The 18261-nt window shown below is 73.5% G+C and carries 18 protein-coding genes; 5 read left to right on the top strand and 13 right to left on the bottom strand.

The genetic code is table 11. The features are described 5' to 3' along the window. Positions 1 to 10 precede the first annotated feature (10 nt). The 7 genes from pcaC to ACH4SI_RS26055 form a co-directional block, all read right to left on the bottom strand. Positions 11 to 1186, bottom strand: coding sequence for a 4-carboxymuconolactone decarboxylase (gene pcaC, locus ACH4SI_RS26085; protein ID WP_398299588.1), 1176 nt, complete (start codon positions 1184 to 1186; stop codon positions 11 to 13). 324 nt (positions 1187 to 1510) lie between these two features. Then, positions 1511 to 2896, bottom strand: coding sequence for a 3-carboxy-cis,cis-muconate cycloisomerase (gene pcaB / locus ACH4SI_RS26080; protein WP_398299586.1), 1386 nt, complete (start codon positions 2894 to 2896; stop codon positions 1511 to 1513). A 4-nt stretch (positions 2897 to 2900) separates the two neighbouring features. Then, positions 2901 to 3479 (bottom strand): protocatechuate 3,4-dioxygenase subunit alpha, encoded by a 579-nt coding sequence (pcaG, locus tag ACH4SI_RS26075; RefSeq protein ID WP_398299584.1) that lies wholly within the window; start codon positions 3477 to 3479, stop codon positions 2901 to 2903. Then, on the bottom strand, positions 3479 to 4246 hold the full coding sequence (gene pcaH / locus ACH4SI_RS26070) for a protocatechuate 3,4-dioxygenase subunit beta (protein ID WP_398299582.1): 768 nt from the start codon (positions 4244 to 4246) through the stop codon (positions 3479 to 3481). Before pcaH ends, pcaG begins: the two co-directional genes overlap by 1 nt. A gap of 11 nt (positions 4247 to 4257) precedes the next feature. Then, positions 4258 to 5463, bottom strand: coding sequence for a thiolase family protein (locus ACH4SI_RS26065; protein ID WP_398299580.1), 1206 nt, complete (start codon positions 5461 to 5463; stop codon positions 4258 to 4260). Next, positions 5460 to 6239 carry a CoA-transferase subunit beta gene (locus ACH4SI_RS26060; protein ID WP_398299578.1) on the bottom strand — a complete coding sequence of 260 codons (780 nt, stop codon included), beginning with the start codon at positions 6237 to 6239 and terminating at the stop codon, positions 5460 to 5462. The genes ACH4SI_RS26065 and ACH4SI_RS26060 overlap by 4 nt, the downstream gene beginning before the upstream one ends. After that, complete coding sequence (locus tag ACH4SI_RS26055) at positions 6236 to 7057, bottom strand: CoA transferase subunit A (protein ID WP_398299576.1); 822 nt, start codon at positions 7055 to 7057, stop codon at positions 6236 to 6238. Before ACH4SI_RS26055 ends, ACH4SI_RS26060 begins: the two co-directional genes overlap by 4 nt. 210 nt (positions 7058 to 7267) lie before the next feature. Between ACH4SI_RS26055 and ACH4SI_RS26050 the strand changes: the two genes are divergently transcribed. Then, positions 7268 to 7705: a MarR family winged helix-turn-helix transcriptional regulator gene (locus ACH4SI_RS26050; RefSeq protein WP_398299574.1), complete on the top strand. Its 438-nt coding sequence runs from the start codon at positions 7268 to 7270 to the stop codon at positions 7703 to 7705. 43 nt (positions 7706 to 7748) lie between these two features. On the opposite strand, the gene ACH4SI_RS26045 is transcribed toward ACH4SI_RS26050, so the two are convergent. Further along, on the bottom strand, positions 7749 to 8555 hold the full coding sequence (locus ACH4SI_RS26045; protein WP_398299572.1) for an IclR family transcriptional regulator: 807 nt from the start codon (positions 8553 to 8555) through the stop codon (positions 7749 to 7751). Between the two features lie 253 nt (positions 8556 to 8808). Here ACH4SI_RS26045 and ACH4SI_RS26040 point away from each other — a divergent pair, with 253 nt between their 5' ends. From ACH4SI_RS26040 to ACH4SI_RS26030, 3 genes are all read left to right on the top strand, one after another. Further along, positions 8809 to 9795 (top strand): zinc-binding dehydrogenase, encoded by a 987-nt coding sequence (locus tag ACH4SI_RS26040; RefSeq protein ID WP_398299570.1) that lies wholly within the window; start codon positions 8809 to 8811, stop codon positions 9793 to 9795. A gap of 81 nt (positions 9796 to 9876) precedes the next feature. Further along, positions 9877 to 11241: an MFS transporter gene (locus ACH4SI_RS26035; RefSeq protein WP_398299568.1), complete on the top strand. Its 1365-nt coding sequence runs from the start codon at positions 9877 to 9879 to the stop codon at positions 11239 to 11241. A gap of 87 nt (positions 11242 to 11328) precedes the next feature. Then, complete coding sequence (locus ACH4SI_RS26030; protein WP_398299566.1) at positions 11329 to 11658, top strand: hypothetical protein; 330 nt, start codon at positions 11329 to 11331, stop codon at positions 11656 to 11658. A 166-nt stretch (positions 11659 to 11824) separates the two neighbouring features. On the opposite strand, the gene ACH4SI_RS26025 is transcribed toward ACH4SI_RS26030, so the two are convergent. The 3 genes from ACH4SI_RS26025 to ACH4SI_RS26015 form a co-directional block, all read right to left on the bottom strand. After that, the gene (locus tag ACH4SI_RS26025) at positions 11825 to 12637 is read right to left on the bottom strand and encodes a putative protein N(5)-glutamine methyltransferase (protein WP_398299564.1); all 813 of its coding nucleotides are present in this window, start codon (positions 12635 to 12637) and stop codon (positions 11825 to 11827) included. Positions 12638 to 12801: 164 nt separating this feature from the next. After that, complete coding sequence (locus tag ACH4SI_RS26020; protein WP_398299562.1) at positions 12802 to 13731, bottom strand: oxidoreductase; 930 nt, start codon at positions 13729 to 13731, stop codon at positions 12802 to 12804. 109 nt (positions 13732 to 13840) lie between these two features. Next, positions 13841 to 14266 (bottom strand): hypothetical protein, encoded by a 426-nt coding sequence (locus ACH4SI_RS26015; RefSeq protein ID WP_398299560.1) that lies wholly within the window; start codon positions 14264 to 14266, stop codon positions 13841 to 13843. 1 nt (position 14267) lies between these two features. Here ACH4SI_RS26015 and ACH4SI_RS26010 point away from each other — a divergent pair, with 1 nt between their 5' ends. Then, positions 14268 to 14942 carry a hypothetical protein gene (locus ACH4SI_RS26010; protein ID WP_398299558.1) on the top strand — a complete coding sequence of 225 codons (675 nt, stop codon included), beginning with the start codon at positions 14268 to 14270 and terminating at the stop codon, positions 14940 to 14942. Positions 14943 to 14968: 26 nt separating this feature from the next. On the opposite strand, the gene ACH4SI_RS26005 is transcribed toward ACH4SI_RS26010, so the two are convergent. Together ACH4SI_RS26005 and ACH4SI_RS26000 are read right to left on the bottom strand one after the other, a co-directional pair. Further along, the gene (locus tag ACH4SI_RS26005; RefSeq protein ID WP_398299556.1) at positions 14969 to 17338 is read right to left on the bottom strand and encodes a beta-glucosidase; all 2370 of its coding nucleotides are present in this window, start codon (positions 17336 to 17338) and stop codon (positions 14969 to 14971) included. 39 nt (positions 17339 to 17377) lie between these two features. After that, a complete protein-coding gene (locus tag ACH4SI_RS26000) occupies positions 17378 to 18226 on the bottom strand; it encodes a carbohydrate ABC transporter permease (protein WP_398299554.1) in 849 nt (282 codons plus the stop codon). Positions 18227 to 18261: the final 35 nt, after the last annotated feature.

Below are 18261 nucleotides of genomic sequence, written 5' to 3'. Positions count from 1 at the left end.
CGGCCGTATATCAACTGCCGGTGGTGTCCTCGCTGTCGATTTCGTCGAACACCCGCTGGGCGGTGGCGAACGCGGAGTTGGCCGCCGGGACGCCGCAGTAGATCGCGCTCTGCAGCAGCACCTCGCCGATCTCGTCGCGGGTGAGGCCGTTGGTGAGCGCGGAACGGATGTGCATGGCCAGCTCGGCGTCGTGGCCGTGCGCGATGAGCGCGGTGAGGGTGATGGCGCTGCGCATCCGGCGGTCCAGCCCGTCCCCGGTCCAGATCTCGCCCCACGCGTAGCGGGTGATGAAGTCCTGGAAGCGGGCGGTGAACGGGGTCGTACGGGCCACCGCGCGGTCCACGTGGGCGTCGCCGAGTACGGCGCGGCGCACGGCCATTCCGGCGGCGTGCCGGGAGGCGTCGTCCGTGGCCGTTTCGGTCAAGTGGGTGACCAGCGCGGAGGTGACCGGCTCCGGGCACTCCACGCCTGCCAGGTGGGCCGCGTGGGCGACCTCCACCAGGCTCGCGCCCTGCACCCGGTCCGCGATGTCGCGGGCGTGCGGGGGAGGGGTGGCCGGGTCGTCGCGGCCCGCCACGACCAGGGTGGGGGCGGTGATGGACGGCAGTACGTCGCGTACGTCGTAGTCGGCGAGCACGTCGCAGCATGCGGCGTACCCGGCGGGGTCGGTGTCGCGCAGATCTTGCAGCAGTGCGCGGCCGCGGGGGGTGTCGGCGAACTCGGGTGAGAACCAGAGCCCGGGGCGGCTCGCCGCCATCGCCTCCGTGCCCTCGCTGCGTACGAGCTTCGCCCGCTCCCGCCAGACGGAGGGCTCGGCGAAGTGCGCCGAGGAGCACACGACGGCGAGGGACGCGATGCGGTCGGGGTGGTGGGCGGCGAGATGCAGCCCGACGGCGCCGCCGATGGAGATGCCCGCGTAGGCGAAGCGGTCCCAGTTGTGGGTGTCGGCGAGGCGCAGGACGAGCGCGGCGAGGTCGGCGATTTTCGCACTGCCGTCGTCGGGGAGGAGCCCGGCCGGAGACCCGCCGTGGCCCGGCAGGTCCCAGCGCAGGGTGCGGTGGGTGCGGGCGAGGGCGGGGAGTTGGGGCTCCCAGACGGCGAGCGACGTGCCGATGGAGGGGCCGAGGATGAGGGGCGGTGCGGTGGCTGGGCCGTCCAGTGTGGCGTGGAGTTGGTGCTGCGTCACGGGTCTGCGCTCCGGGGGCGGGTGGTGGCTACGGCTCGTGGTACCTGGGGTTTCGTCGCCGGGTGCGGGCCGGTGGGTGGGTTGTGCCCACCCGTTCCTCCTCCAGCTACCGCTGGGAGGTGCCCCCTCGCGGAACGATTGCCCACAACGGGTCATAATCCAGCCCCTCCGGTGCGTACCATCCAGCCCCTCCGGCGTTTGAGGAGCGGGGGTTTGGGGGCGGAGCCCCCGAATCCGGGGTCCGGGGGTGTCCCCCGCCACGCGGCGGAGCCGCATATCGGTGCCGCGGGGAGGGGCGGGATGGGGGAAAGGCACGGCGTTGGCTTACGCATCGCGGGTCAGGGCGCGGTCCACCAGGGCGGGGGCCGCGCCCAGGTAGGTGGTGGGGTCCAGCAGGTCGCGTAGCCGGTCGGGCGGAAGGACGTCCGCCAAGGCTTCGGACAGCGGCCTGCCGTCGCGCGCCGCTTCCGTCAGCCGGCGCTTCGCGCCCACGCGCCCCAGCGCCGGGGCAAGCGCGGCGATGAGGCGTTCGCTGACGATCAGGCCGTCGGTCAGCGACAGGTTCGCGGCCATGCGGTCGGGAAAGACCCGCAGGCCGTCGGCGAGTTCCGCGGCGTCGCGCGCGGCGCCCCCCGCGAGCCGCAGCAGGTCCCGCAGCGGCTGCCACTCCGCGTGCCACGCCCCGCCGGGGCGTTCGTCCTCGGCGGCGAGCGAGCCGAGCAGGCCCCCGGCGAGGCCGGGGGCCTGGCGGGCGGCGGACGCGATGAGGGTGGCGCGTACCGGGTTGGACTTGTGCGGCATCGCGGACGAGCCGCCGCCCGCGCCCTCCGCCACCTCTCCGATCTCCGTACGGGACAGCACCAGCACGTCGGCCGCCATTTTCCCGAGCGCGCCGACGGTGAAGGCGAGCGCGGAGCCGAGGTCGGCGACGGGGGTACGCAGGGTGTGCCACGGCAGGTCGGGTTCGGCGAGCCCGGTTTCCGCCGCGAAGCGGGCCAGCAGCGGGATGCCGTCGTCGAAGGCGGCCAGGGTGCCCGCCGCGCCGCCCAGTTGGGCCACCGGCCGCAACGCCGCGAGCCGGGCGCGGGCGTCGAGGACGAGCGAGCGCCAGCCCGCGGCCTTCAGGCCGAAGGTGGTGGGGACCGCGTGCTGGGTCAGGGTGCGGCCCGGCATCGGCGTGGCGCGGTGGGCGGAGGCGAGCCGCGCCAGCTCCGCCGCCGTACGGTCCAGGTCGGCGAGGATCAGCGGCAGGGCGCGGGCCGCGACGAGCATGGTGGCGGTGTCCAGGATGTCCTGGCTGGTCGCGCCCCGGTGGACGTACACGGCGGCGTCGGGGTCCGCACGGGCCACCGCCGCGGTGAGGTCGGCGACGAGCGGGATGACGGGGTTGCCGCCGGAGCGGGCCCGCCGGGCGAGGTCGCGCACGTCGTACAGCCCGGCGCGGGCCGCGCCCGCCACGACCGCCGCCGCGTCGGCCGGGGCCAGCGCCCGGGCGAGGGCGGCCTCGGCGTCGAGCATGGCCTGGAGGAACGCCGTATCGCCGGTGGCGTCCTCGACCGCCGACCCGGCGCGGGCGGGGGCCAGCAGTCCGACGTCATCCGGCTCCCCGCGCGCGTGGGCGGCCCGGTCCGGTGCCGCGTGGCCGCCGACGGCACCCGGACCGCCCGGGTCATCGGGCCCGCGCGCGGCGCCGGAACGCATCGGGCCCATGGGGTCACCTGAACTCAAGGAAAACCGTCTCTCCCTCACCCTGTAGCCGGATGTCGAAGCGGTACGTCCCCGGCTGGGGTTCCGCCGTCGCCACCAGGGTCTCCCGGCGGGCCGGATCCAGCGCGGCGAGGAGCTGGTCGGCGGCGCCCCGCTGCACGTCCTCGGGGAAGTACAGGCGCGTGTAGAGGTGGTGCAGCAGCCCGCGGGCGTGGACGCACACGCTGATGTACGGGGCGGCGGGGGCGCCCGGACGGAGCGTACGGGCCGTCCAGTGGCCGTCGGCGTCGGTGGCGATGCGCCCGAAGCCGGTGAAGTCGACGCCGTTGCGCCCCGCGAAGCCGCCGGTCACCGGGTCGCGGCGCATCGATCCGGGCGCGCCGGACAGCGAGCCGTCCGGGCCCGCCTGCCACAGCTCGATCAGGGCGTCCGGGACGGGTGCGCCCGCGCCGTCGAGGACCCGGCCGTGCACGGTGATGGCGTCGGGGTGGCCCGCGGGGGCGAGGTCGCCGCCGCCGGGGAAGGGAAGCGCGTAGCCGTAGAAGGGGCCGACGGTGTGGGACGGGGTGGGGGAGAGCGGGGTCATCAGCGGCCTTCCTCGATCCAGGTGGCCGAAGGGCCGTCCAGCACGATGTCCCAGCGGTAGCCCAGCGACCACTCCGGCTGGGACAGCGCGTGGTCGTAGGTCGCCACGAGCCGCTGCCGCGCCGATTCGTCCGTCACGGACTGGAGGATCGGGTCGTAGGCGAAGAGCGGGTCGCCGGGGAAGTACATCTGGGTGATGAGTCGCTGGGTGAAGGCCGAGCCGAAGAGGGAGAAGTGGAGGTGGGCGGGGCGCCACGCGTTCTCGTGGTTGCGCCACGGATAGGCGCCGGGCTTGATGGTGGTGAAGCGGTACGAGCCGTCGTCGCCGGTCAGGGTGCGCCCGACGCCGGTGAAGTTGGGGTCGAGGGGCGCCGGGTGCTGGTCGCGCAGATGGGCGTAGCGACCGGCCGCGTTGGCCTGCCACAGCTCGATGAGCTGGCCGCGCACCGGCCGTCCGTGGCTGTCCAGCAGCCGGCCGGAGACGGTGATGCGCTCGCCGAGGGGTTCGCCCTGGTGCTGGATGGTGAGGTCGTTGTCGATGTCGGTGATGTCGGTGTGGCCGAAGACCGGCGTGTGCAGTTCGACGGTCTCGGGGTCGCCCTCCACCGCGACCAGCGGCTGCTTCGGGTGGCGCAGCATGCTGCTGCGGTACGGACGGAAGTCGCGCGCGGGGTGGTCGGCGGCGGGGGCGCCGTCGGCCCGCGCCTTGTCGTACGCGGCGCGGCTGTCGGCGAGTTCGCGGTCGATGTCGGCCTGGGTGAGTGCCATGGGGGTGCGCCTTACCTTTCGAGGACGAGGGCGAGGCCCTGCCCGACGCCGATGCACAGGGAGGCCACGCCGGTGCCCGAGCCCGCCGCGGTGAGCTGGTGGGCGACGGCTCCGGCGAGGCGGGCGCCGGAGGCGCCGAGCGGGTGGCCGATGGCGATGGCGCCGCCGCGCGGGTTGACGATGTCCGGGTCGAGGCCGTCGTCCTGGGCGGACCATTCGGCGAGGCAGCCGAGCGCCTGGGCGGCGAATGCCTCGTTCAGCTCCAGGGTGGTCAGATCGGCGAAGCCACGGCCCGCCTTGGCCAGCGCGCGCTGTACGGCCTCGACCGGGCCGAGGCCGAAGTACTGCGGTGCGATGCCGGTGACGGCGGAGGCACCGATCCGGGCCAGGGGCTCGCGTCCGGTGGCCGCAAGGCCCTCGTCGTCGACGAGGAGGAGGGCCGCGGCGCCGTCGTTGAGCGGGGAGGAGTTGCCCGCGGTGACCGTGCCGGTGTCCTTGGGCCGGAAGGCGGGCTTCAGCTTGGCCAGCGACTCCATCGAGGTGGTGTCGCGGATGGTTTCGTCGCGGAGCAGTTCGGTGTCCGGGTAGGGCAGCACCTCGCCCTCGTACGCGCCGTCCTTCCACGCCCGCGCCGCCTTCTCGTGGCTGGCGAGCGCGAACGCGTCCTGTGCCTCGCGGGTGATGCCGTGCTTGTCGGCGATCAGCTCGGCGCCCTCGCCGAGGGCGACGGTCCACTCGGGCGGCATGTCGGGGTTGGTCATGCGCCAGCCGAGGGTGGTGGAGTACATCTGCTGATGCCCGGCCGGAAAGGCGCGCTCCGGCTTTTGCAGCACCCAGGGGGCGCGCGACATGGACTCCACGCCGCCCGCGAGCGCGATGTGCGCGTCGCCGACGGCGATGGCGCGGGCCGCCTGGAGCACGGCCTCAAGACCAGAGGCGCACAGCCGGTTGACGGTCGCGCCGGGCACGGTGACCGGCAGCCCGGCGAGCAGGACGGCCATGCGGGCGACGTCGCGGTTGTCCTCGCCCGCGCCGTTGGCGTTGCCGAGGTAGACGTCGTCGATACGGGCCGGGTCGAGCGCGGGCGTACGGGCGAGGAGGCCGCGGACGACATGGGCGGCGAGGTCGTCGGGGCGCACGCCCGCGAGCGCGCCGCCGTATTTGCCGATGGGCGTGCGGACGGCGTCCACGATGTAGACGTCACGCAAGGAGGTCATTCATTGTCCTTCCCGGCGGCCTTGAGCGCACGCAGTGCGGCCAGCTCCTGGGGGGTGGGCGGCTCGGTGGTGCCCACAGTGTCGGCGACGGTCAGCTCCCAGCCGGTGGCCTCCCGCACCCGCTCCACGGTGACGCCCGGGTGCAGCTCGGTCAGTGCCAGTTCGGCGGTGGCCGGGTCGGGGCGCAGGATGCCGAGGTCGGTGATGACGGCGACGGGGCCCGCGCCGGGCATCCCGAGCTTCGTGCGGTCGCCGGGGCCGCTGCCGTGGCCCATGGTGGTCACGAAGTCGAGTCGCCGCACGAAGTTGCGGGGGGAGTGGCGCAGCACCATCAGCACCCGGCCGCAGTTGGAGGCGATCTCGGGGGCGCCGCCCGCGCCGGGCAGCCGGCCCTCGGGCTTGTCCGGGCCGCGGTCCACGACGGTGGTGTTGATGTTGGCGTAGCGGTCGACCTGGGCGGCGCCGAGGAAGCCGACGTCGATCCGGCCGCCCTGGAGCCAGTAGTTGAACATCTCCGGCACCGGGACGACGGAGTCGGCGGTTTCCGCGAGTTCGCCGTCGCCGATGGACAGCGGGAGGCGGGTCGGCTTGGAGCCGATGGTGCCGGACTCGTAGATGAGGACCAGCCCGGGGTTGACGGTGGCGCGGGCGAGGTTGGCGGCGGTGCTGGGGAGGCCGATGCCGACGAAGCAGGTCTTGGCGCCGGCGAGGGCGCGGGCGGCGTTGACCTCCATCAGCTCGTCGCGGGTGAAGTCCTCGGTGGGGGTTTCGGTCATCGGGCGCCAGCCTTTTCGGTACGCACGTTCTCCTCGATCCACTGCGTGAACGTCTCGCGGTCCCGGGCGATCGGGTCCCATGCCTGGTAGAAGGCGTTGTCGCGCACCGAGTACCCGGTGGCGTACGAGGGGTGCGCGCCGCCGGGGACGACCGAGACGGCGTCGATCACCCAGGTCGGCAGGACGATCCCGCCCGGCCGCGGCTCCAGCTCCTCGACGATCTCCTCGACCGTGACCAGCACCCGCGTCGCGGCGAGCGCGGCCTCCTTCTGCACCCCGGTCAGGCCCCACAGCTGGACGTTGCCCGCGCGGTCGGCCTGCTGGGCGTGGATCACGGTGACGTCCGGGTTGAGCGCGGCGACGGCGGCCAGTTCCTCCCCGGTGAAGGGGCAGGTGACGGTGGAGATGGTGTCCGTACGGGCCGGGATGTCGCTGCCGCGGTAGCCGCGCAGCACGGCGAACGGCAGCTTGGACGCCCCCGCCACATAGCGGTTGGCCATGCCCGCGTGACTGTGCTCGTCCAGCTCCAGGGGCCGGGGCCAGCCGTTCTCGACGGCGTCGCGGAAGCGGTGCAGTGAGCCGACGCCGGGGTTTCCGCCCCAGGAGAAGACCAGCTTGCGGACGAGTCCGGCGCCGATGAGCTGGTCGTAGACGACGTCGGGGGTCATGCGGACGAGGGTGAGGTCGGTGATGCCCTGGCGGATGACCTCGTGCGCGGCGGCGTACGGGATCAGGTGGGTGAAACCCTCCATCGCCACGGTGTCCCCGTCGTGGACGAGGTCCGCCACGGCGTCGTGCAGGCTTCGGATGTCGGCCATCGTCACTCCGCGGTGATCGCACACGTCATACACCGTTTCGGGAATGCTCAGTGTGCTGACTATTTTCTTGCCGTTTCCGAACGTTCCCATCGCTCGGTGCGCTCGTCAAGGGAGTCTAGGGCGAATGTCCGCCGCTCGACACTGGTGCTTCCACAGGGCAGAATCGTTCAGTACACGAACCAAACGCTCCGGAACAGGGGAGGCCAGGGCATGGGTGCGGTCGATCTCACCACTCACCCCGGGCATCTGGCCCGCCGCCTCCAGCAGGCGCACTCGCTGCTGTGGGGCGCGATGGTCTCCGAGGAGACGACCTCGCCGCAGTTCGCGGTGCTCAACACGCTGATCGAGAAGCCGGACATCGACCAGCGCACCCTGAGCGAACACGTCCACCTGGACCGCTCCACGATCGCCGACGTGGTCGCCCGGCTCGGCCGGCGCGGGCTCCTGGAGCGGGTCCGAGACCCGCGCGACGGGCGCCGCAACGTCCTCAAGCTGACGGATGAGGGCGTGCGGCTGCACCGGAAGCTGGTGACGCGGACGGCGCGGATGAACCGGGTGTTCCTGGCGCCGCTGGACGAGGGCGAGCGGGAGCTGCTGCTGCGGCTGATCGGGCGGGTGGCGGACGCGGCGGAGGAGCTGCGGTCGTAGTCTCCGCGGGTAGCCGTACGCCGCGCCGGGGTATAGCCCCTGGTCACCCCTCCGTCGGAAGCGCGCCCAGGCCGCCCGCCACCGTACGGGCCGCGCCGGACAGCGAGGCCACGAACCTCGGCAGCCGCTCCGGCGTGAAGCGCGCCGACGGGCCGCCGAACGAGAGGGCCGCGACCACCTCGCCGCCCCGCCCGCGGACGGGCACGGCCACTGAGGACAGGCCCTCCTCGTGCTCGCCGTGGCTCACCGCGTACCCCTGGCGGGCCGTTTCCGCCGCCCAGCGGCGCAGCGTCCCGGCGTGGCCCGGGCCGTTCGGGGAGCGGCCGGCGATCCGGTCCAGGAGGGCATCGTCGGCGCCGAGGAGCAGGACCTTGGAGGGGCCGCCCGCCCACAGCGGCAGCTCGTCGCCGACCTGCACGATGTGGCGCAGCGCCTGTGGCCCCTCCTCCTGGGCGACGCAGACGCGGTGCACATCGCGCCGTACGTACAGGTGCACCGTCTCCCGGTGCTCGGCGGCCAGCTCGCGCAGGGCCCGCCGGGCGGGGGCGGGCAGGCGCCAGCCCTGGTCCGCCATGCGGACCCAGCGCAGGAAGGTGGGCCCGGCGGTGTAGCGGCCGTGTTCGTCGTGCCAGAGCAGCCCGTTGAGGCGCAGGGTCTGCAGGATGCGCAGGACGGTCGTCTTCGGCAGCCCGCTGGCCTCGACGATCTCGCGGATGGACAGGGCGGGCCGGTGCTCGCTGAAGAGGCCGAGGATGTCGATGGCCCGCTGGACCGTCCGCATGCCGCCGTTGCCGCCCCCGCCGCTGTCGCCGCCGCCGGACTCCGCGTCAGGCTCCGCGCCCTTGCCCATGCCGCCACTCCTCGTACCGGTCCGCCGGTCGGTCCGCCGACGGCCCCAGTATGGGCCCAGGTCCGCTGCGCGGACCAGCGGCCTCGGCGGAGGCCGGGACGTTCTGGCACGTCAGGGCGGTCCCCGGGGGCCGCGGGCCACGTTACGTCGCGGATACTCGCCCGCAACCTCTTGTCGATGCTCAGCATGCGTCCTATCGTCACCGTCATCCGGACCTCAGGGTCCATCCAGCGGACCAACGTCAGGAGTCACGGTGAAAGCAGCCGTTCTCACCGCACCCCGCCGCCTCCGGATCGCCGATGACTGGCCGGAACCCGTATGCGGCCCCCACGATGTCCTCGTCCAGGTCGACGGCCTGGGGATCTGCGGTTCCGACCTGGCCGTCTTCGACGGCACTCGCCAGATCCCCACCTTCCCCTGGGTGGTCGGCCACGAAGGCTTCGGCCGGATCGTCGCCGTCGGCGCCCAGGCCACCGCGGCACCCGCCCCCGGGACACGCGTCGTCATCGAGCCCAACTACGCCTGTCTCCAGTGCCCCGACTGCGCCCGCGGGCTCACCTCCGCCTGCGCCAAGCGCACCATCGTCGGCATGAACGCACCCGGCCTCCTCGCCGAACGCGTCGCCGTCCCCGCCCCCTTCGTCCACCCCGTCCCGTCCTCCGCCCGCGCCGAGGACCTGGCGTGCGCCGAGCCGTACACCGTGGCCCGTACCGCCGTACGCCGCGGGGGCGTCACCGCCGACGACAAGACCCTGGTGGTCGGCGCGGGCGCCCAGGGGCTGCTGCTCTGCCAGGCGCTGCTGGCCATCGGCGTGCGCCCGGCCGTCGTCGAACCCCATCCGCTCCGGCTGGCGCGCGCCGTGGCGCTGGGTGCACGCGCGGCGGCCGACGGCGAGGGCGGGTTCGGGTACGTCTTCGAGTCGTCCGGTGTCGACGCCGCACTGCGCGCCGCGCTGGAGCGCACGGTGCCGGGCGCCACGTTCGTCCTGGTCGGGCTCGGGTCGGAGCCGCTGCCGCTCACCCTGAACCAGCTCGTCCGCGCCCAGCTCACCCTGCGCGGCTCGCTCATCTACGACCATCCCGGCGACTTCACCGCCGCGCTGGCCGACATCGCCTCGGACGCGGTACGGCCCGGCGCCTCCATCGAGGCGTGCTTCCCGCTGGCGAGCGCGCAGGAGGCGTTCGCCGGGGCCCGCGAGCGCGCCGGCAAGACCTGGATCTCGCTCACCCCCGCGGACTGAGCCCCGCCGCGCCGCCTTTCCCTCCCCCATGCTCCCGTCCCCCCTCCCCGCGCCTCTCCCCGGAGACGAAGGAGTCTCACCATGAGCACCACCGGCACGCCTTCCACCGGCAGGCCCGCCCCCGCCGCGCCCCCGCCCCTCGTTCCCGACTCCGCCCGCCCGGCCGTCAGCCGGGCCCGCTACGGGCTGCTCACCTCGCTCTTCATCATCACCGCGATCAACTACCTGGACCGTACGAACCTTTCGGTCGCCCTCCCGCACATCAAGGACGACCTCCACCTCACCGCCACCCAGCAGGGCATCCTGCTCTCCTCCTTCGGCTGGGCCTATCTGCTGCTCCAGATCCCCACCGGCCGGCTCATCGACAAAGTCGGCGCCAAGCTGGCCTTCGGATACGCCCTGATCGGCTGGTCGCTCGCGACCGCCGCCGTGGTCCTCTCGCGCGGCTTCGGCTCGCTCGTCGGGATACGGGTCGCGCTCGGCGCCTTCGAGGCACCGGCGTTCCCGTCCAACAACCGCCTGGTGGTCAACTGGTTCCCGGGCAACGAGCGCGGCCGGGCCACCGCCACGTACACCTCCGGCGAGTACATCGGGCTCGCGATCGCCGCGCCCGTACTGTCGCTGCTCACCGTGCACTTCGGCTGGCGCTCGGTGTTCCTGGTCACCGGGGCGATCGGGCTGCTCTTCTCCGTCGTCTGGTTCCGCCGGGTCTACGACCGCCCCGAGCAGAGCCCGAAGGTGAGCACCCGGGAACTGGCCCACATCCAGCAGGCCGACGAGCGGGAGCCGGCGGACGCGGCGGAGAAGGCCGCCGAGGCGGAACTCTCGCATCTGCGGGCCGATCTGCGGGTGCTGTTCACCAACAAGCGGCTGTGGGGCATGTACATCGGCCAGTTCGCCAGCGCCTCCGTCCTCTTCTTCTTCCTCACCTGGTTCCCCAGCTATCTGGTGGAGGAGAAGGGGATGAGCATCATCAAGGCCGGGTTCTGGGCCTCCGCGCCCTATCTCGCGGCGCTGGTCGGCACGCTGGCGGGCGGCGCCTGGTCGGACCGGATGCTGAACAACGGCCGGTCCCGTACGGTCGCCCGCAAGCTTCCGGTGATGATCGGCTTCGTACTCGCCTCGATCATCGTCTGTGCGAACTTCACCGACTCCGCCCCCCTCGTGATCACCTTCATGTCGATCGCGTTCTTCGCCCAGGGGCTGATGCAGAACAGCTGGGCGCTGTTCGCGGACGCCGTGCCCCGGCGGCTCACCGGCACCGGCGGCGGGGTCTTCAACTTCATGGCCAACGCCGGCGGCGTGCTCACCCCGCTCGTCATCGGCTTCATCGTCGACGCGACCGGCTCCTTCGCCTGGGCGCTCGGCTACATCGGCATCGTCGTCGCCGTCGGGCTGGTGGCGTATGCGCTGCTCATCGACAAGGTGGAGCGCATCGAGGCGTAACCCTCGACGACTCTCGCCCGCCTTCCGGCAGGTCCACTGTGCGGACCAATTGACCCATTCACCGGTCCACGGCGTTACGATGGCCAGGTGACCGTGACTTCAGAACCCCCCACCCCCGGCGACTGGTGGGTGACCGCGGACCAGTCGCTCGGCCTCGTCGGCCACCACACCGACGCCGCCCACACCGCCCCCGATCTGCTCGCCACCCTGAGCCGGATCGGGGAGGCCCGCCGGGCCACCGATTCCGCGCTCGGCGCCGCCGTCCACGCGCTGCTCGCCTCGGGCCGCACCTGGGACGAGATCGCCGACGCGCTCGGCCACCCGGACGCCGCGTCCGCCCGGCAGGCCACCGCCACCGCCCTCGACGGCGCCCGCCGCGCGCTGGACCGGCGCATCGGCCACTCCCGCACCATCTGACCGGAGCGGCGAGTGGTCGCCGATCGGCAAGTTGGTCCGCTTCATGCGCGATGGACGCCACCTCGTCCTGGACTCCGGCCGCGCCAACCTCGCGATGGTCCGCCACCAGCTGAGAAGGATCGAGGCCGAACTGGAGGTCTGAGACCGTCACCGGACCGCGGTACGGTCAACCGCCGAGGGCCCCGATCACCACCGTCGCCTCCCGCTCCTCGCACACCGCCACCCGCGGAACGAGCCCGTCAGCGGCGACGATGTCGAGCGCGCGGGACGCCTGCCCTTCGCTCGTCTCGAACAGCAGGCTGCCGCCCGGCGCCAGCCACCCCGGCGCCCCGGCGGTCACCCGGCGCAGCACGTCGAGGCCGTCCGCGCCACCGTCCAGTGCCACCCGCGCCTCATGGACGCGCGCCTCCGGCGGCAGCAGCCCGACCTCCCCGGTGGGTACGTACGGCACGTTGGCCAGCAGCACATCGACCCGGCCGCGCAGCGCGGCGGGCAGCGGCTCGTACAGATCGCCCTCGTACACCGTGCCGCCCCCGGGCTCCACGTTGCGGCGGGCGCAGCGCACCGCGGCCGGGTCGATGTCGGCCGCGTACCACTCGGCCCGGCCGCCCAGCGCCGCCACCAGCGCGGCCCCCAACGCGCCCGACCCGCAGCACAGGTCGACCACCACCGCCCCGGGCCGCGCCAGCGCGGCCGCCCGCTCGACCAGGAACTCGGTGCGCCGCCGCGGTACGAAGACCCCGGCGTCCACGGATATCCGCAGCCCCCGGAACTCCGCCCAGCCCAGCACGTGCTCCAGCGGAAGCCCGGCCGCGCGCCGGTCGACCATGGCGCCGGTCTCGGCGGCGGTACGAGCGGTGTCGAGGATCAGTCGCGCCTCGTCCTCGGCGAACACACACCCGGCGGCGCGGAGCCGGGTGACGACGGCGGAAAAGCCGACGAGTGAGGACGACGACGAAGGTGAAGGTGAAGCCGACATGGAAGCCTGGAAGCCTTTCGGAATCCCCGAGGACGCTCCCGACGGTCGGCTATCCCGCGTATGCGCGACCCTGAGGCGAGAGCACCCAGCCTGAACTGGCGTTGATGGGTCTCACCTCCTTGGTGCGTACGGGTGACGGCCACATTACCCGATGCGCCTGCGGGTCAGGCCAGGGCCGGGTACCGGACGCCCGTGAGATGTTCCGAGGCCGTCCACAGCTGGCGGGCCGCCTTGTCGCTGAGGGTCCACTTGGCGCGGGCCGCGCGGGTGGGGGCGCCGGGCAGGAGGCCCTGGAGGGGTGGGCCGAAGTAGTCGTCCTGCCGGACGCCGGGGGCGGTGGCCGCGTAGAGGGTGGGGAGGGCGCCGCGCTCCGGAGGCTGGGCGAAGAAGCGGTTGCCGATGTCCATGAACCGCTCCTTCGCCCGGTGGCCCTCCATCTTCGCCGCCGCCGTCTGGAGGTTGGTGGAGGCGTAGCCGGGGTGGGCGGCGGCCGCCACCAGCGGGACGTTCGCGGTGCGCAGGCGGTGGGCCAGTTCGTGGGTGAAGAGGAGATTGGCGCTCTTGGAACGGGCGTAGGCGGCCCAACGCCGGTAGTTGCGCTGCATGGAGAGGTCGGCCGGATCGACCGTGCCCAGCAGGTGCATGAAGCTGGACACGGTGACCACCCGGGCCCCCGCCCCGGCCGCCAGCAGCTTCGGCAGCAGCAGCCCGGTGAGCGCGAAGTGGCCGAGGTGGTTGACGCCGAACTGCATCTCGAAGCCGTCGGCGGTCCTGCGGTACGGGAGGGCCATCACGCCCGCGTTGTTGATGAGCAGATCGAGCCGGTCGCCCGGGTACTCGGCCGCGAAGGCCCGTACGGACCTCAGATCCGCCAGGTCCAGCGACGCGAGGCGTAGGTCCGCGCCGGGCACCTCGGTGCGGATGCGCTCCTCGGCGTCCTTGCCGCGCCCCGCGTCCCGGCACGCCAGCACCACGTGGGCGCCGCGGCGGGCCAGTTCACGGGCGGTGGCCAGGCCGAGGCCGCTGTTGGCGCCGGTCACCACGGCGGTGCGGCCGGTCTGGTCGGGGATGTCGCTCGCGTTCCAGCCCTTCATCGCGCGCTCCTTCGCGGTCTGAGGCGCACTGCGCTACGCGCCGGTAGCCCTCGCTCGGAGCGACAGCCTAAGCGCGCGGCCGCGAAGGTGCGACACCACGTGCGGGGCCTCAGATTCCCGGGTCCAGCAGACGTGACGCGCCCTCCACCGCCAGCGTCCGGTGCCGCCCCTCGCCGAACAGCTCACCGATCACCATGCCCGGGAACTCGATCGGTTCCGTACGGCCCTCCAGCGCCACCCGCACCCGCCACCGCTCCCCGCGATGCTCCGCCAGCACATCCGCCCACCGACGCGACGGCACCTCCACCCCGCACAGCGTCGGGCCGCCCTCGCGCCCGTACTCCCTGAACGCCTGGACGAAGGGAAGCTCCCACAGGAGCCACGCCAGATGCGCCCACGCCGGGGAGGATGCCGTGGGCGCCCCACCGGCCGTGGCGACGACGCCCCGCGCGTCCGGTTCGGGTGCCTGGCGGAAGGCGGCACGGGCCACTGGGGGCCCGGGGCGCTCCGCCGCATCGAGCGGACCGGGGGTCACGGTGGACGACGGGCTCACCGTGGGGGCCGAGGGCCTGATCAACCGCTGGGGGGACCGGGACAACACCCGGCTGTTCTTCCGCCCCGCGCTCTACGGGGACGACGAGCGCTCCAAGCGGCTGTCGGCGGCGTCCGCGCCCGGGGTCGGCCGCCGCGAGCTGGAGACCGTGGAGTGGCTGCGCGGCCCGGTCTGCGCCCGCATCGTCGACCGGATCGCCTCCGCGGCGCTGCCCGCCGGGCGGTACGAGACGGACCCGGCGGCCTCGGCCCCCGGTGTGGTGGCGTCGGTGGCCGGGAAGCTGGGCCTCGATGAGGACCCGGCGGTCCTCTATCTCCAGCTCCTGGTCCTGCCCCGGCCGACCGACCGCGGCATCCGCACCTGGAACGGCTGGACGGCCGCCCGGCACCAGGAGGCCGCCGCCGCGCTCGTCGCCCGCGGGCTGGTGGTCGAGGACAAGCGGGACCGGGCCGGACGCCAGGTCTTCCTGCCCGGCGGCTGGGCGCCCGCGCCGAAGAAGTTCTACCAGCCGATCGAGGTGTGGAAGGCGGATCTCCTCGGTCTGCGGCTGCGCTACGGCGGACGTGTGGAGGACATGCTTCCGCTGCCCACCCGCACCCTGCCCGAGCTGTTCGCGGAAGGCTGGGCGCGCGTGGAGGCGGGGGAGGGCCCGCGCTGAAACCCTTCTCCGCCTCCACAGGGGCCCTACTTCACGCGCGCCTCGCACACCAGCCGCCGCCGGTGGTCCACCCGGCGCTCGGGGCCGGTCAGCGTCAGCGGGACGGTGTGGCGTACGTCGGCCTCGGCGCTGGAGGACGCCAACCGCAGCTCCAGCGCGCCCGGTTCCACGATCCGGGTGCCGTCCTGGTCCACCGGGTACGCGGCGAGGTCGGCGTGGAAGGTGAAGTGCACTTCGGCCGACTGGCCCGGTTCCAGCGGGACCCGGGTGTAGCTGACCAGCCGCGCCACGGGGCGGGCGGTGCGGGCCACCGGGTCGTGCAGATACAGCTGCACGACCTCGGTCCCGGCCCGGTCGCCGGTGTTGCGCACGGTCAGCCGTACCGTCGTCTCGCCGTCCGTCGCCACTTCGGCGGCGTCGGCCACCGGGTGCTCCCAGACGAACGTGGTGTACGTCAGCCCGTGGCCGAAGGCGAACAGCGGGGTCGGGTCGACGGTGCTCGCCCCGCTGAGGTGACCGAGTGGCGGTTGCAGATACGTCCAGGGCTGGCCGCCGGGCGCGTACGGCACGCTCACCGGCAGCCGCCCGGACGGGCTGACCCGCCCGCCCAGCACCCCGGCCACCGCCGGGCCGCCCTCCTCGCCGGGGAAGAACGCCTGCACGGCGCCGGCCAGCAGCCCCGACCAGCGGCCGAGGGCGTACGGGCGGCCGGTGAGCAGCACCAGCACCACGGGCGTACCGGTGGCCAGCAGGGTGTCGAGCAACGCGCCCTGTTCGCCGGGGAGTTCGAGGTCGGCGGCGTCGCATCCCTCGCCCGAGGTGCCGCGGCCGAAGAGCCCGGAGCGGTCGCCGAGCACGGCCACGCACACCTCGGCGTCGGCCGCCATCCGGGCGGCCTGCGCCAGCCGGCTCTCGGCGGTGAGCGCCGCCGCCCCCGCCGAACCGGACCCGGCCGGGGCGGCGGGCGCCGGGCCGGGCGCGGCGCATCCCTCGGCGTGGCTGATCCGGGCGTCGGGCAGCTCGGCGCGCAGCGCGGCGAGCAGCGTCGGCACCTCGACACCCATGGGCATATCGGGGTGTTCGATGCCGACGTGGCGGGGGAAGGTGTAGCAGCCGAGCATGGCGGCGGGGTCGTCGGCGAGCGGTCCGACGACGGCGATGCGGGCGGCGGGCGCCAGCGGCAGCACGTCCCCGTCGTTGGCGAGCAGCACCACGGACTCCTCGGCCAGCTGCCGCGCGACGGCCCGCATCGCGGGCGGATCGAGGTCGACCGGTGGCGTCGTGAGCGCCGTCGGCTCCGGCGACCAGTCCGGGTCCAGCAGCCCCAGTTCACACTTCTGGGTGAGCACCCGGCGAACGGCCCGGTCGACCAGCCGCTCCGGCACCTCCCCGGCCCGTACGGCGTCCCGCAGCGGGGTGCCGTAGCAGCGCACGGCCGGGAGTTCGACGTCCACGCCCGCCGCGAGGGCGAGGGCGGCGGCGCGCCCGGGGGAGTCGGCGACACGGTGGGCCAGCTCCAGGAAGGAGACGCCGAAGTAGTCGGCGACGACGGTGCCGGTGAAGCCCCAGCGCTCCCGCAGCAGTTCGGTCAGCAGCCAGGGATTGGCGGCGGAGGGGACGCCGTCGACGTCGTTGTAGGAGTGCATCACCGAGCGGGCGCCGCCGTCCCGCAGCGCCATCTCGAACGGCGGCAGGATCACCTCCGCCAGCTCGCGCGGGCCGATCGAGGCCGGCGCGTGGTTACGGGCGCCCCGCGAGGCCGAGTAGCCCGCGAAGTGCTTGAGCGTGGCGACGATCCCGGCGGATTCGAGGCCCCGGACGTACGCGGTGCCGACGGTCGCGACCAGGTACGGGTCCTCGCCGATCGACTCCTCCGTACGCCCCCAGCGCGCGTCCCGCACCACGTCCAGCACGGGCGAGAGCCCCTGGTGGATGCCGACCGACCGCATCGAGCCGCCGATCTGCCCGGCGGCGCGCTCCACCAGCGGCGGGTCGAAGGAGGCGCCCCAGGCGAGCGGGGTGGGGAAGACGGTGGCGCGCCAGGCGGTGAAGCCGGTCAGACACTCCTCGTGGACGAGCGCCGGGATCCCGAAGCGGTTCGCCGCGGTGATGCGGGCCTGGGTGCGGGCGAGCGTGGCGGCGCCCTCGGCGGGGTCGACGGGGGCGGTACCGAAGGGGCGGGTCAGCTGGCCGAGGCCGTGGGGGAGGAGACCGTCGAGGTCCACGGCCTCCGCCACCTCGTGCTGGAGCGGGGCGACGTCCTCGCCCTCCTCGGTCTCCGAGCCCGGCCACACGCTGTACAGCTGGGCGAGCTTCTCCTCCAGCGTCATGAGGGCGAGCAGTTCGTCCGCGCGGGCCTCGGCGGGGAGAGAGGTGTCCTGCCAGGAGTGAGGCATGAAGCTCCTTGTGGTGGGCGGTGCACGGGCATGGGCGGCTTACTTGCCGCCCATGCCCATCAGACCGTTGATCAGCTGGCGCCGCGCGAAGAGATACACGAGGAAGATCGGGACGATGGACAGCACGACCGCCGTGAGCAGCGCCGGGGTGTCCACCCGGAACTCGCCGACGTAGTCGTACAGGCCCAGTGTGAGCAGCCGGTTGCTCTTGGACTGGGTGAGGATCAGCGGGAAGAGGAACCCGTTCCAGGCGTGCAGCGCGGACATCACCCCGACCGTGGAGATCCCGGACCGGGACAGCGGTACGACGAGCTGGAGCAGCACCCGGGTCGGGCTCGCGCCGTCCAGCGCCATCGACTCGTACATCTCCTCGTCGATGTCGCGCATCGTGCCGACCAGGATGAGCACGCTGACGGGGAGGGAGAACGCGGCCGTCGGCAGGATGACCGCCAGCAGGGTGTCGTACAGATGCAGCTTGGTGATGACCAGATAGATCGGGATGATCACCGCTTGGGAGGGGATCGCGAGCCCGAGCAGGAAGATCTGGAAGATCCGGCGAGAGGTGCGGCTGCGGGTGCGGACGATGCTGTAGCCGACGGTCACCGACAGCACGATCACGAGCGCCGCGCAGACGACCGTGACCAGCGCGGTGTTGAGGAGGTAGTGCAGGAAGCCGGAGTCCAGCACCCGGCGGTAGTTGGCGAGGGTGGGGTGGTCGGGCAGGGCCAGCGGGCCGTCGTCGATGTAGCCGTTACGGGTCTGGAAGGTGGCCGCGACCAGCACGTACAGCGGCAGCCCGACGATGGCCAGCCAGATGAGCGAGCCGAGCCCGGCCGGATAGTTGCGGCGGGACGGGCCCCGGCGGCGCCGGCGGGGGCGTGACGCCACCGGGGTCCTTTTCGGCGTATGGACGCCGTCTCGGG

It is taken from the genome of Streptomyces sp. NPDC021212, from assembly GCF_044332925.1.
Lineage (GTDB): Bacteria > Actinomycetota > Actinomycetes > Streptomycetales > Streptomycetaceae > Streptomyces.
Note: the sequence above shows the minus strand (reverse complement) of the source record. Positions and strands in the feature narration are given on the sequence as shown.